Origin of the sequence: Allokutzneria sp. A3M-2-11 16 (assembly GCF_024213555.1) — a bacterium.
Taxonomy (GTDB): Bacteria; Actinomycetota; Actinomycetes; order Mycobacteriales; family Pseudonocardiaceae; genus Allokutzneria.
Genome location: NZ_JANAVO010000003.1, coordinates 377,358 through 390,512 on the forward strand (window position 1 = coordinate 377,358; position 13,155 = coordinate 390,512).

The 13,155-nt window shown below is 70.3% G+C and carries 14 protein-coding genes; 3 read left to right on the forward strand and 11 right to left on the reverse strand.

Annotation, left to right across the window (positions count from 1 at the left end; translation table 11 throughout):
- Positions 1-133 precede the first annotated feature (133 nt).
- The 6 genes from NLX83_RS23480 to NLX83_RS23505 form a co-directional block, all read right to left on the reverse strand.
- Positions 134-1,087 (reverse strand): TAXI family TRAP transporter solute-binding subunit, encoded by a 954-nt coding sequence (locus NLX83_RS23480; RefSeq protein ID WP_254237284.1) that lies wholly within the window; start codon positions 1,085-1,087, stop codon positions 134-136.
- Positions 1,084-2,475 (reverse strand): sensor histidine kinase, encoded by a 1,392-nt coding sequence (locus NLX83_RS23485; RefSeq protein ID WP_254237285.1) that lies wholly within the window; start codon positions 2,473-2,475, stop codon positions 1,084-1,086. The genes NLX83_RS23480 and NLX83_RS23485 overlap by 4 nt, the downstream gene beginning before the upstream one ends.
- 3 nt (positions 2,476-2,478) lie before the next feature.
- Entirely contained in the window at positions 2,479-3,141 is a 663-nt protein-coding gene (locus NLX83_RS23490) for a response regulator transcription factor (RefSeq protein WP_254237286.1), read from the reverse strand.
- Between the two features lie 15 nt (positions 3,142-3,156).
- A complete protein-coding gene (locus tag NLX83_RS23495) occupies positions 3,157-3,726 on the reverse strand; it encodes a DUF4333 domain-containing protein (RefSeq protein ID WP_254237287.1) in 570 nt (189 codons plus the stop codon).
- A gap of 61 nt (positions 3,727-3,787) precedes the next feature.
- On the reverse strand, positions 3,788-4,693 hold the full coding sequence (locus tag NLX83_RS23500) for a lipoprotein (protein WP_254237288.1): 906 nt from the start codon (positions 4,691-4,693) through the stop codon (positions 3,788-3,790).
- A 3-nt stretch (positions 4,694-4,696) separates the two neighbouring features.
- Positions 4,697-5,737 carry a trypsin-like serine peptidase gene (locus NLX83_RS23505; RefSeq protein WP_254237289.1) on the reverse strand — a complete coding sequence of 347 codons (1,041 nt, stop codon included), beginning with the start codon at positions 5,735-5,737 and terminating at the stop codon, positions 4,697-4,699.
- 293 nt (positions 5,738-6,030) lie between these two features.
- On the opposite strand from NLX83_RS23505, the gene NLX83_RS23510 reads away from it, so the two are divergent.
- From NLX83_RS23510 to NLX83_RS23520, 3 genes are read left to right on the forward strand one after another with little or no spacing between them, the layout of a single operon-like run.
- On the forward strand, positions 6,031-6,966 hold the full coding sequence (locus tag NLX83_RS23510) for a LysR family transcriptional regulator (protein WP_254237290.1): 936 nt from the start codon (positions 6,031-6,033) through the stop codon (positions 6,964-6,966).
- A gap of 21 nt (positions 6,967-6,987) precedes the next feature.
- Positions 6,988-7,806 (forward strand): helix-turn-helix transcriptional regulator, encoded by an 819-nt coding sequence (locus NLX83_RS23515; RefSeq protein ID WP_254237291.1) that lies wholly within the window; start codon positions 6,988-6,990, stop codon positions 7,804-7,806.
- A gap of 36 nt (positions 7,807-7,842) precedes the next feature.
- On the forward strand, positions 7,843-8,598 hold the full coding sequence (locus tag NLX83_RS23520) for a phytanoyl-CoA dioxygenase family protein (protein ID WP_254237292.1): 756 nt from the start codon (positions 7,843-7,845) through the stop codon (positions 8,596-8,598).
- 26 nt (positions 8,599-8,624) lie between these two features.
- Here the strand turns inward: NLX83_RS23520 and NLX83_RS23525 are convergent, their stop codons facing one another.
- The 5 genes from NLX83_RS23525 to NLX83_RS23545 all read right to left on the reverse strand — a co-directional run bounded on the left by NLX83_RS23525 (position 8,625) and on the right by NLX83_RS23545 (position 13,142).
- On the reverse strand, positions 8,625-9,950 hold the full coding sequence (locus tag NLX83_RS23525) for an MFS transporter (RefSeq protein ID WP_254237293.1): 1,326 nt from the start codon (positions 9,948-9,950) through the stop codon (positions 8,625-8,627).
- A gap of 80 nt (positions 9,951-10,030) precedes the next feature.
- Positions 10,031-10,795, reverse strand: a complete 765-nt coding sequence (locus NLX83_RS23530) for an AAC(3) family N-acetyltransferase (RefSeq protein ID WP_254237294.1) — start codon at positions 10,793-10,795, stop codon at positions 10,031-10,033.
- 17 nt (positions 10,796-10,812) lie between these two features.
- A complete protein-coding gene (locus NLX83_RS23535; RefSeq protein ID WP_254237295.1) occupies positions 10,813-11,133 on the reverse strand; it encodes a hypothetical protein in 321 nt (106 codons plus the stop codon).
- A gap of 96 nt (positions 11,134-11,229) precedes the next feature.
- Positions 11,230-12,750 carry an alpha/beta fold hydrolase gene (locus NLX83_RS23540; RefSeq protein WP_254237296.1) on the reverse strand — a complete coding sequence of 507 codons (1,521 nt, stop codon included), beginning with the start codon at positions 12,748-12,750 and terminating at the stop codon, positions 11,230-11,232.
- Between the two features lie 83 nt (positions 12,751-12,833).
- The gene (locus NLX83_RS23545) at positions 12,834-13,142 is read right to left on the reverse strand and encodes a winged helix-turn-helix transcriptional regulator (protein ID WP_254237467.1); all 309 of its coding nucleotides are present in this window, start codon (positions 13,140-13,142) and stop codon (positions 12,834-12,836) included.
- Positions 13,143-13,155: the final 13 nt, after the last annotated feature.

The window sequence follows — 13,155 nt, forward strand, 5'->3', positions numbered from 1 at the left end:
CGCACCCCAGCGCCGCGCTTACGTACCCAATGTGGCACTCGTTACGTCTGACGAAACAAATGCCACATTGGGTACGTAAGCGCGATGGTTGTGGTGGGGGTGCGTGGTACTTGAAGACCGGCGTACGTCGGCGCTAGCCGTGGAGGCGGCGGTAGACGGCGGCGGCTCCGGAGTGCAATGGGATGCCCGCGGTCGCGATCAGGGCGCGCACGTCGAGGAACTGCGCGCCGAGGGCTTCTCGCGGAACCAGGCGATCGGCGCGTTCGGCCAGCACGGTGGTGACCTCGGCGGCGATGTCGTCGGGCAGGTCGGGCAGGCACACGACGAGGTTCGCCACGCCGACGGTGGGCAGCGACCGCACCCACTTGTAGCCGCCCGCGGGCACGGAAACCTGTTCGTAGACGGGTCCGTGAGCCTCGCGCAGCTTTGGGTACACGTCGTCCAGGGGCAGCAGCCGCACGCCCACCCGCTCGTCCAGCTCGGCGATCGCGGGTGTGGGCACTCCGCCGGACCAGACCAGGGCGTCGATCTCGCGGCGTTCCAACGCGGTCACGGCGTCGGCCAGTCGCAGCTGCCGCGTCCGCAGGTCGGTCAGCTCCGCGACGGCGGCGAGCCGGGTCGCCAGCAGCGCGGCACCGGACCCCGGCGCGCCCATGGACACGTTGCGCCCCTTGAGGTCCGCGACCCGCTGCACGGGGGAGTCGGCGCGCACCACGACCTGGAGGTAGTTCTCGTAGATCCGGCCGAGCGCCCGCAGCTGGGTGGCGAAGCTGAACGGCGCCCGCCCGGTCGCCGCGGCCTCGGCGGCATCGGCGTGGGTCAGCGCGAGGTCGGTGCCGCGCGCCGCGAGCAGTGCCAGGTTGGCGACGCTGGCCTGGGTGGTCAGGGCTTCGGCGCGGAGCAGTGGTTGTGCTTCCCGGATCTGCCCGGCCAGCCGCTCGGCGAACGCCAGGTACGGCCCGCCCGGTTCACCCGCGGCGATCCGCAGATCCCTTGCCGCACCCCGGTATCCGGTATCGGTGCAGCCCACTCCGACCGCGCCGACCAGCGCGCCGAGCAGTAGGCCGCGCCTGCTCACCCGCGTCATTCCGCGACCCCCGGCAGCTCCAGGCGGACGCAGAGCCCGGACGGTGTGTTGCTCGTGATGGTCAGCTCGCCCTCGCGCGCGCGGGCGAGCTGGTCCGCGATCGCCAGGCCCAGGCCGCTGCCACGGCTGCCCTGGTGCTGAGTGGAACGCCAGAATCGTTCTGTGGCAAGGGAAATCTCCTCCTCGGTCAACCCGGGCCCGTCATCGGAGACCTCCAGGTGGACCACGGAGCCGGACCTGGCGTGCCGCACGCTCACGGTGCTGCCCTCGCCCGCGTACTTGATCGCGTTGTCCAGCAGCACGTCGAGCACCTGGGCCAGTTCGCCCTCCTCGCACCCCGCCAGCAGCGGGTGCTCCTCCGGTGCCGGGGCGAGCAGCCGGACCTCGGCGTGCTCGGCGGCGGCGTGCCAGGCGTCGAGCCGGTCGGCCACCACGAGCGCCACATCGCAGCTCGGTGCGTCCTCTGTGGACAGAGCGATGGTCGCGGCCTTGTTCTCCGCGCCCGCCAACGCGAGCAGACTGTCCAAAAGGGACTCCAAGCGCTCGACCTCGCCGACGACCGAGTGGTAGGCGCGCTCGGCGCCCGGGTTCAGCGCGCCTTCGAGGCCGTCCACCCGCAACCGCAGCGCCGCCATCGGGTTGCGCAGCTGGTGGGATGCCTCCGCCACCAGTCTGCGTTGCCGCTCAAGGGAATCGGTCACCGCGTCGGACATCCGGTTGAACGAGCCCGCCAGCGAACGCAACTCGGCGGGCCCGCGCACCTCCACGTGCGCCCTCGGCTCGCCGGAGGCGACCGCGTGCACTCCGCGCTCCAGCTCCCGCAACGGCCGCAGCACCCACCGCGCCAATCCCGAAGCCAGCGCGGCGAAAGCCACCGTCGCCGCCACCGCGCCCGCCAGGATGATCGCCCAGCGCTGGGCGACGTCGTCGGCGGCGGAGACGACCGAGGCGCGCAGCACCACGGCTCCGGTCACCCGCGTCCCGGTCCCCGCCGGACGCGCCAGCAGCAGCGGTTCACGGGACCACGGACGCAGATCGGGAGTTCCGCGCCACCGCTGGTTGCGTAGCGCCGCGTCCACCAACGCCCGAACTCCGTTGTCCTGCAAGGACATTCCCGCCTGCACGACGAGGCGGCCCCGGCCGTCGACCACGAGCAGGCCCTCGCCGTAGAGCTCGATGTAGCGGCCCGCCTCCGCCAGCAGCTGACCGGTGTCACCGGAGCCATCGGCCTGCTCGGTCAGCGTGGCGAACCGGTCCAGGTCGGCGGTGCGGTCGAACACCAGGCGCTGGGTGCGCTCAGCGGATGTGCTGAGCAGCAACGGGACCGCGAAGGCCGCCACAACGGCGACGGAGAACCCTAGCAGCACCAACAGCAGGCGGGCGCGCACCGGCTACGCCTCCAAGCGGTAGCCGAACCCGCGGATCGTGGTGAGCAGGCCGGGCCTGCCGAGCTTGGCGCGCAGCTGCGTCATGTGCACGTCCAGCGAGCGGGACACCGCGACGAACGCGTCACCCCAGACCTCGTCCATCAGCTGCTGGCGGCTGACCGCGGTGCCCGCGCGGGCGGCGAGCACGGCGAGCAGGTCGAACTCCTTGGCGGTCAAGGAAACCGGGTCCCCGCCCACGGTCACCGAGCGGGCCCGGACATCAATGTCCACATCGGACACCCGCACCACGTCGTCCTGAGCGGTGCCGCGCGCGGCGGCGGCCCTCCGCGTCACCACGTCCATCCTGGCCAGCAGCTCCGCCAGCCGCACCGGCTTGACCAGGTAGTCGTCCGCGCCCAGGCGCAGCCCGCGGACCACGGAGCGCTCGTCACCGCGCGCGGTGAGCACGACGACCGGGGTGTCGGCGACCTGGCGCAGCTTGCGCAGCACGTCCATCCCGTCGCCGTCCGGCAACCCGAGGTCCAGCAGCACCACGTCGGCGCCGCGGTGCGCGATCAACGCGTCGGAGCCCCTGGCCACCCTGGTCGGGGTGTGGCCGTGCGCGCTCAGGACCTCGACCAGGGCCTCGGCGACCCCGTCGTCGTCCTCCACCAGCAGTACGCGCACGGCCCTCCCGCCTGACTACTTGGGCTGTCCCACGGTGTAGAGGCCCTGGTCGTTGTCCACCTTGATGATCGACACCTTCTGCTTGCCGTCGATCGTCACCTTGCACTGGAAGGACGAGCCCGCGGCGATCTTGTTGCGGCTGCCGCAGTCGATCGCGCCGATCTTGGACTCGGCCACGCCGAAGTCCTTCGTCAGCACGCCCTTCACGCCCGTCTTCAGCGCGTTGTCGTCGAAGACGTTGGTGGTGAAGAAGCCCATGAAGTACAGCACCGCGGCGGCTGCGGCCAGCACGACGAAGACGCCGATGCCGATCAGCATGCCCTTCTTGCTCTTCTTCTCCTTGGCGGGCGCGGGCGCCTGGCCCGCACCGCCCCAACCACCGGGCTGGCCGGGGTGCTGCTGCTGCGGGAACTGGCCGGGCGGCGGGCCCTGCGGCGGGCGCGGGCCGCCGGGGCCGGGGCCTCCGGGACCGCCAGGACCGCCGGGGCCACCGGGACCGAAGCCGGGCTGCGGGCCGGTCGGGGGGCCCTGACGGGGGAACTGGCCGGGCTGCTGGGGCGGGTAGGGGCCCTGTGGAGTGGTCATCGCTGCGCTACCTCGTCAACTCGGTGCTGCTGGTCTGCCGGACGGTGAGTGCTGGGGCGGGTCACTTGGCGGCGACCTTGTCCAGGAACTCCTTGCGCGCGGCCTCGGAACCGAGCGCGGTGACGTCGAAGTCGGAGATCGGCGGCGGGAAGTCCTTGGCCGCGCTCTTGCCCGTGATGTCGTAGGCGATGGCGATCTCCAGCTTCTTGCCCTCCTTCTCCAGGGTGCCGTTCATCGTGATCGACTTGAAGTCGCCGTTCGGCGCGGCGACGATCTTGGTCGGGATGAAGGAGTCCAGCATCGACTGCGGGAACTGCTTGCGGATGTCCTCGGGGATGAACATGACGCGGCCGTCGATGAAGGACTTCAGCGTCACCCCGGTCTCCAGCTGCGTGCCGCCGTCGGGCAGCTCCTTGTACCGCTTGAAGACGTTCTGCGCGTTCTTCTGCGTCAGCTTGATCGCGTCCTGCATCGCGCACACCGTCTGGATGCCCGCCACCAGGCAGACGTTGAACCCCTTCTTCGGGGTGAACGTCGGGTAGGACACCCACGGTGTCGGCGCGAGGTCCTTGAACAGCGCGCCGAGCAGGGCGTAGTCCCGCTCGGAACCGCTGGGGTGGTAGACGTCGTAGTTGTCGCCGCGGTCCTTGCTGGTGCGGGACTTGGTGAAGATCGCGGGCGGTTCCGGCTTGCCCTTGTCCGCGCCCTGGTACCAGACGATGTCGATCTCCTTGAGCGCCTTCTTGCCACCGAAGGCGGCCAGCGTGGAGATCGTGGACTTCTGGTCCCTCGGCTTGGTGAACTGCTCGTCGAGCTTCGCGTAGGCCTCGTCGAAGCGGGCCGTGTTGTACGCGGTGATCTCGGCGTCGTCGGCGCGGGCGGTCGGGGTGAGCTTCTGCCCGCAGCCCGCGAGCAGCAGTGCGGTGGCGCCGAGCACCACCAGTCCGGTCAAACGGTTGCTACGCATCGGTCATGCCCCCGAATCAGCCTGCTTGTAGAGGTCGTAGGCGACCTTGCCCAGTGTCGGACCGTTGGACTGCCGCCCGTTGCCGGTGGAGTGCACCGAGATCAGGTAGCCGGCGCCCTTCTCGTCGTCGAAGCGGGTGAACCAGCCGCCGCCCGAGCACCCCGGGGTCATCGTGCACGGGATGCCGTAGGTGTTCCGGCTGCGCTCGGTGGTGTAGGTCGGCGAGGCGCACGAGCGCATCGTGGTGCCGTCGAAGGGCGGCGCCGTCGGGTAGCCGAGGGTGCGGATGCTCTCCGCCCTCGCGTCGAAGGCGATGCCCTGTCCGCCGAGCGCGTCCTTGATGTTGCGCCCGTTGAGCGGGCGCATCCGCAGGAACGCGAAGTCGTAGGCCCAGCCCGCGCCCTTCGTCGTGCCGGGGGCCGAGTCGGCCGAGTCGATGAACTGCTTCGGCGCGTACATCATCTCCGCGGTCCACCGGCCGTACGGCGCCTGCCGGTTGGTGTCGCCGGGGATGAAGAGCACGTCGCTGGCCCACGACTTCTTGCCCGGCGTGGTCTCCCAGACGCAGTGCGCCGCCGTCGCCACGAGCGTGCCGGAGGTGGAGTTCACCACCGACGCCGAGCACACGTAGGGATCTCCGTTGAAGGAGTAGTACAGCCGGCCCGCCGTCGAGGCGCTGAGCCCGGCCCGCGACCACGCCGCGCCGCTCGGGTCGGACGGCTGCGGCCTGGTCACCCCGACCGGTCCGCTGGTGGGCTGGACGACCACACCGGCGGGTTCGTCCTTGGGCACGTCGGTGCCCTGGCCCGGCTCCGGCTGGCGCGGCTTGGCGTTCTTCAGCCGGTCGCTGTTCCAGTAGTCGTTGACCTGCTGCGGGCTGCTGGTGAACACCTTGCGGAGATCGCTCTCCTTGGTGTTGCCCAGCTCCTCTTCGATGTTCCTGGTCGACGGACCGGCTTTCGGGGTCCCGGGCTTGGCCACCGTGCAGGCGCCCAGCGCGGCGATCGCCGCCAGTACCGCGACCGCGGTACGCAGGTGTCGCATCTATCCCCCCAGATCGACTGACTGATGTCGTTGCTCACTGCGATGAGGCAGGTTAGCGCCCGGTCCGTACAGCTCACCGGGCGTGTCGCACTACCCCGCCCGCGGGCAGGCTAGTACCGCGTTCACCCGGACGGCGCACGGAGGCCCCGAACCTCACCCGAGAAGGGCACCGGCTCTGACGTCGCTCGGCGCCCCGCGGTTTCCCCGAACTCGGCAGTCGGCCACGTCGAGGCCGCCCGGCACCGTGACCAAGTCGTTAGTGTTGCCCGATCCTGAGACAGGAGTGGTGCCGAGTGCTGCGGAGAGATCTCCGGGTGGAGTGGTTCGTGTCGTTCCTCGCCGTCGTGGACACGGGCGGGTTCAGCGCGGCGGCCGAGGTCCTGCACCGCTCGCAGTCCCGGGTCAGCACCTACGTGGCGGCGCTGGAGCGCGAGGTCGGCCTGCCGCTGTTCGACCGCAGCACGCGCCCGGTGCGGGTGACCGAGGCCGGGCAGGCGCTCGCCGCGCACGCGCGGGCCGTCCTGCGCGAGCTGGACCTGGCCGACGCCGCGATGGCGGCGCACCGCCACGGCGAGCGCGGCCTGGTGACGATCGGCAGTTTTCCCAGCCCCAGCGCGGCGTTCGTGCCCGCGCTGATCGAACGGATCTCCTCGGCCAGCCCCGGCATCGAGATCGTGCTGGTCGAGCGGTCCACCCTCGAGCTGGACCAGGCGTTCGCCGCCGGGGAGCTCGACCTCTACCTGCGGTCGACGGTCCCGGCCCCGGAGCCGGTGCCCAGTGGCAGCCGGTTCCTGTGGAGCGAGCCGCTGGTCGTCGCGCACCCGCCGGAGCACCCGCTCGCGGCGCTGCCGGAGCCGCTGTCCGCGACCGCCGTCGCCGAGTACCCGGTGCTCGTCATCGGGCGCAAGGACACCAAGGAGTGCGGGGTCGAGGCGTCGGCGCTGTTCGCCGCGCACGGCCTCGACCTGACCCCGGTGCAGGCGGCGACGCAGCCGCAGACGCTGCTGGCGATGGTGCGCGCCGGGCTCGGGGTCGGGGTGCTCAACGCGCTCGCCGCGACCATCTGCAACACCGAGGGGCTGTCCGTGCGGACGCTGGACACCACGGAGCACCGGCGCCGCGTCGCCGTCTACTGGGACGCCGAGCGGCCGATGAGCCCGGCGGCGCGGACCGTGCTCGCCGCCGTCATCGCCGCGAAACCGCCGGAGGGCTGCGATCCGGCTCCGTGAGTTCCGCATACGCTTCGTGGGATGAGTGCGGTGTGGACGATCAGGTACGCGACGGTCGCGCCGGGCGACCCGTACCACGCGCGGCTGATCGACATGCCCCGGCACCGGGTCGAGCGGCACACCCACCACGACTTCGTCGAGCTGATGTACGTGCTGGCAGACGGCGGCGTGCACGTGCTCGACGAGCAGCCGGAGCGGATGGTGCGCGACACCCTCTACCTGCTCCACCCCGGTGAGGCGCACTCCGTGCACACCGAGGACGAGCTGAGCTACGTCAACATCGCCATCCCGGTCGCGACCTGGGGTTCGCTGCTGGACGTGTCCGGGCTGACCGGTTCGGTCGGCGCCAAGGTGCACGTCCGCTCGCCCGCCGTCGCCGAGGCGTTCGTCGGCCTCGTCCGCTCCGGTGAGCGCGATCCGGCCGGGCTCGACCTGCTGCGGTTCGCCTCGGTGGTGCTGCCGCTGTTCGCCGGGCACCCCGCGACCGCGGTGCTGCCGGACTGGCTGCGCGAGGCGTGCTCCGGCTTCGACCGCAACCAGGACCGGTGGAGCGAGGGCGTCTCGCTGCTGCTCGGCCTCGCCGCCGTCAGCCACGGCCACCTCGACCGGAGCATGCGCAGGTTCCTCGGGCTCACCCCGTCGCAGTGGGTCGAAAGACGTCGCATGCGGCTGGCGAGGCAGTTGCTGGTCGGGACCGAGTCCTCGATCTCCGTCATCGCCCTGAAGTGCGGATACGGCACCGTCACGTACTTCTCGCGGCGCTTCGCGATGGTGCACGGCGTCCCGCCGAGGGACTACCGGGACAGGGCAAGAAAAGTCGGATTTCCGCGCAGCTGGTGACACACGGCCGCGCCGGGATTCGCCAGCATCTTCGGCATGCCGTTCACCGACCAGGTGCTGTCCTATGAGGACGAAGGGTACGCAGTTTTCCGGGACGTCCTCGACTCTTCACTCATGGCTGAAGTCCGCTCGCACGTCGAGTGGCTGCACCGCGAGCACCCCGACCGCCGCGGCGAGCAGCTCTCCCACGAACTGGTCGCCGCCGACCCGTTCTGGGTCCGCCTCGTCAGCGACGACCGGCTGCTCGACATCGCTTCGGCGTTCCTCGGCGAGGACCTGGCCCTGTTCGCCTCGCACTACATCAGCAAACCGCCGTACTCCGGCCAGGCCGTGCTGTGGCACCAGGACGGCGCGTTCTGGCCGCTCGACCCGATGCGGGTGATCACGTTGTGGCTCGCCGTCGACGAGTCCACGCCGGAGAACGGCTGCCTGCGGGTGATCCCCGGTTCGCACCGCATGGACATCGGCACGATCCGGGAACGCGCCGACGTCGACAACGTGCTCGGCGCGGAGACGACGATCGACGTCGACGAGTCCCTCGCCGTGGACCTGGTGCTGCGGCCGGGCGACGTCGAGGTGCACCACCCGCACATCGTGCACGGCAGCAACGCCAACACGTCGGCCCGGCGCAGGTGCGGGCTGACGATCCGCTACATACCGACGTCGACGCGGATCACCAGTGACCAACAGCCGTTTCCCAGTGCGGTGCATCTTCGGGGGGAGCTCGGGGTGAACGTTTACCAGTCACGTCCAGTGGTACCGGCGCGGTGGGCCTGGGAGGGCGGGGCGTAGGGACGGCAGGCCCACCGCGCGGGCCCCTACTTCTCCAGCGGGGAGTCCTTCGAGGTCTCCCGCATGCTGCCGTACACGATCAACGACACCAGGATGCAGGCGGAGACGTAGTAGAAGTACGCCGACTCGTACCCGATGTCCTTGAGCCAGAACGCGATCAGCTCGGCGGTGCCGCCGAAGATCGCCACCGTCAGCGCGTACGGCAGACCGACGCCGAGCGCGCGGATGTTGGTGGGGAACAGCTCCGCCTTTACGATCGCGTTGATCGAGGTGTAGCCGGTGACGATGATCAGGCCGCCCAGCATCAGGAAGAACGCGCCGACCGGCGAGCTGGTGCCGCCGAGCACGGTCATCAGCGGCACGGTGAACAGGGTGCCGGAGACGCCGAAGAACAGCAGCAGCGGGCGGCGGCCGACGCGGTCGGACAGCTTCCCGGCCAGCGGCTGGAGGATCACGAAGACCAGCAGGGCGAAGAAGTTGATCCACGCGGCGTCCGGCTTGGAGATGCCGCCGGTGTTGATCATGAACTTCTGGAGGTAGGTGGTGTAGGTGTAGAACGCCACGGTGCCGCCGAGGGTCAGGCCGACGACGAGCGCGACCTCCTTGGGGTGGGCCAGCAGCGCGCGCAGCGTGCCCCGCGAACCGGGCTCGCCCTTCTCCTCCTGCGCGGCCTTGGTGAAGCTCTCCGACTCCTCCATGCTGCGCCGCAGCCACATCACCACGATGGCGCCGGTCGCGCCGATGACGAAGGCGATCCGCCAGCCCCACGAGGACATCTGCTGCTCGGTCAGCACCTGCTGCAGCACGATCTGCACGCCCAGCGCGAGCAGCTGGCCGGCGGTGAGGGTGACGTACTGGAAGCTGGAGTAGAACCCGCGCTTGCCGGGCGAGGCCACCTCGGACAGGTAGGTGGCCGACGTGGCGTACTCGCCGCCGACCGACAGGCCCTGCAACAGCCGTGCGGCGACGAGCAGGATCGGGGCGAACACGCCGATCGTCGCGTAGGACGGGGTCAGTGCGATCATCAGCGAGCCCGCGGCCATCAACGTGACCGACAGCGTCAGCGCGGCGCGCCTGCCGTAGCGGTCGGCGTAGCGGCCGAGCATCCACCCGCCGAGCGGACGCATCAGGAAGCCGACCGCGAAGACGGCCGCGGTGTTCAGCAGCTCCGCGGTCGCGTTGCCCTTGGGGAAGAACGCGCCGGAGAAGTAGATCGCGAACGCTGTGTACGCGTACCAGTCGTACCACTCGACGAGGTTCCCGATGGACCCCTTCATCACGTTGGCGACGACGCGGCGCTCACTGTGCCTCGGCTCGCCCGGCTGCGCCGACGGGCGGGTGTCAACTGACATCTGGCCTCCTCATGACTGCGATCACAGTCGGGGCGGAGGCCGGAATCCGGCAAGACGGCCGGGCCAGAGTTAACCGTCCCTTAGGACGATCGCGCGGCGTCGCAGTCCTCGCAGCCGGAGCCCTCGGCGCAGAGGAAACGCAGCGGATCAGCGGTCAGCCGGGGGACGACGAGCCGCACGAGGTCCCGCGCCGCGAACAGCCGGGCCTCGGCGTTGCCGACGCGGCCTTCGCGCTGCAACCCGCTTTCGCGCAGCCAGTCGTCGGCGACGGAGAAGCCCTGGCAGCAGTGGTCGGGCTCGGTGATGAACACTTCGCGCACCCTGTCGCCGTCGCGGACAAGGGCTCGGTCCTGTGCCTTGTAAGGAACCCCGGCCAAGTCCTCCGCGAGGTGCATCGTGGTGTTCGCGTCATGGCCCACGCCCAGCAGCAACACCGACCCGCCCAGCTCGTACGCGCGGCCGACCGGGCTGTCCAGGCCGTGCGGCGGGGAGAGCGGTTGCGGCGCGACGATCTGTTCCGCGTGCGGTCCGACCGCGGCGAACGTCGACGTCGGGTGGTCGCCGCGGAGCACGCCCGGCAGCCGCCAGAACGTCTCCGCGACGACCCCCATGTTCCTGGTCGGGCTCTGCCGCGGGTCGTACGGCTCGACGTTCTCGCCGCCGGTCATCGACGGCATGACGAGCGTCCCGGAGTCGCCGAGCGCCGTGCGCAGCGCGGTGATCACGCCGAGCGGCCCATCGGCGACCGGGCGGACGGCGCGGAACGAGGAATGGACGACGAGCACGTCACCCGCGCGGACACCGAGTTCCCGCAACTGTCCGGTCAGGTGCTCCACAGAGCTCACCAGACCAGTGAAGCAGGTCAGGCACCGACCCGGAGCATGCCTTTTGTGTACTGCCCGGCGCCGCCGGTGTGCCAGTGGATGTGAACCACGCCGTGCAGCCCCTTGTAGGCCGATCCGGCGGAGATCGTTTGCTCTTTCCCCCGGCAGTTAGCGGCGAACTTGTTGCGCCCGCCCGCCGCTCCGACGACGTTGATCACCGTGGTCTTGTTGAGGACGCCTTCACAGCGGTAGGTGATCGTTCCCTTGTGCTGCCAGCTGCACGTGCGGGCGCCGGCCCGCGTGGGCGCGACGACGAAGGTCGCGGCGATGACGGTCAGTGCGAGAGGAACAAGGCGCATGCCGCTGACCAGAGCACGTGCCGAGACGCGCGAACACCGAGTTCGGCGCCGTCATGCCGAACTCGGTGTTCCGAACGCAGGTCGAAGGCGCCTCGATCAGCCGGTCGGGCGATCCGGGATCTTGGTGATCAGCTCGGCGGGGCAGCGGAGACCGTCCTGGGGGAGCGGGCCGCCGAAGAGGTAGCGGTTGACGTGTTCCCGCAAGCACTTGTTGCCCGCCAGATAGGCCGCGTGGCCATCGCCGTGCCAGAACGCCCGAGCCCCGGGGAGCTGACTGGCCACGTGCGCGGCACCGAGGTTGTTGGTGTTCTGGTCCACCTCCCCGATCCCGACGAGCACCGGCGGCACGCCCTTGGCGCGCAACGGATGTGGCGGGTAGGTGACGGCTGGGTCGTCGGGGACGCCCAGGCACCGCGAGACCTCGAACCGCCCTTCGAGCCAGCCCATGCGCGGCGCGACGGCCTTCAGACGCTCTTCGATGGCCAGGAACTCCTGGTAGGTGGGCTGTTTCGGCATGAAGTCGTGGCAGAGCAACACGCTCATCACGCCGCCACCTCCGTCGCCGCGGGACGGGAACGGCAGGAGCGTGAGGAAGTCGCCCGCGTCGCCCTTGCGCGCCTTGGCCATGCCCTCGGCGAGCATCGGCCACTTCGGCGGGGGCATCGAGCCCATCAAGCCGTTGTGCAGCTGTTGCAGGCTGACGGTCTTGCCGCCGCTCGCGGGCAGCGGTTTCTTGCTCGCCCGCGCGACCAGGTCGTCCCACACCTGCGCGACGTCGCTGCCGTACAGCGGGCAGCCCTTGCGGAGCACGCACCAGTCGCGGAACCGGTCGAACTGCCGCTCCATGGCCACCGCGTAGTTGCGCAGCCAGTCCTCGAACACGGGCTGCGTGTGATCGGCGACGCCGTCCAGGTACATCCGATCGATGCGCTCCGGGAACAACTCCGCGTACGCCTGCCCGTACACAGTTCCGTAGGAGTTGCCGACGTAGCGCAGCTTCCGCTCGCCGAGCGCGGCCCGCAGCGCGTCGACGTCGTGGGCGATCTGCCAGGAGTTCAGCCCGGTGTAGGACGCACCGAGGGCTTCACGACAGCTCGCGTCGTAGGCGGCGTTGCGCTCGGCGTGCGCCCGCCACGCGGCCTCGTCGGTGGCGAAGAACAGCCCTCCGAGCGGAGCCGGGCCCTTGGGGCAGCGGAAGGACGTGGGGGTGTCCGGGCGGCCGAGGCCGCGCTGGTCGAACACGACCACGTCCGCGCGCTCGGTGAGCTTGTCGATCGTCGGCCTCAGCATCCCCGCTTCGGGAATGTCCTTTTCGAACAGGATGCTCGTGTTGTGCCCGGAGCCGATGTTGAGGACCACCGAGCCGATCCGCTGCTCCGGTTTGCGCGCGGGCACCTTCACCAGCTCCACCGGCAGCGTCGGCCCGTCGGTCCTGCGCCAGTCCGCCGGGACGATGAGCCGCGCGCACTGCATCTTCGGGTCGCGATCGCACGGCTTCCAGTCCACTGTGGACCAGGCGTTCCGTTCTTCGGCGGCGCCGAGCTGTTGCGTGACGGTCATCGTCACCGCGACCACCGCCACCCCGAGCGCGGCGGCGATCAGTTTCGTTCGTGTCATCCGGTTCTCCTGAGATACGACTGTGACGCCACGGTCGCAGCGGAGCCGGATCGGCACATCTGTCGTTCGGCATACCCCCGTTCTCAGTCGCGGGGGATCGCGAGGATGCGGTCCATGTGTTCCTCGCCCCATTCCCCGAGCGGCATGAGGGCGGTGTTGAGCGACTGGCCGAACGCGGTGAGCGAGTACTCCACCTTCGGCGGCACCTGCTCGTGGACCTCGCGGTGCACCAGGCCCGCGGCCTCCATCTCGCGCAGCTGCATGATCAGGATCTTCTCGCTGATGCCGGGGACCTCGCGGCGCAGCGCGCCGAACCGCAGCGGGCCCTCGAACAGCGCCCACAGGATGAGCGCCTTCCACTTTCCGCCGACGACGTCCAACGCGGCGTCCATGCCGCAGGTGTAG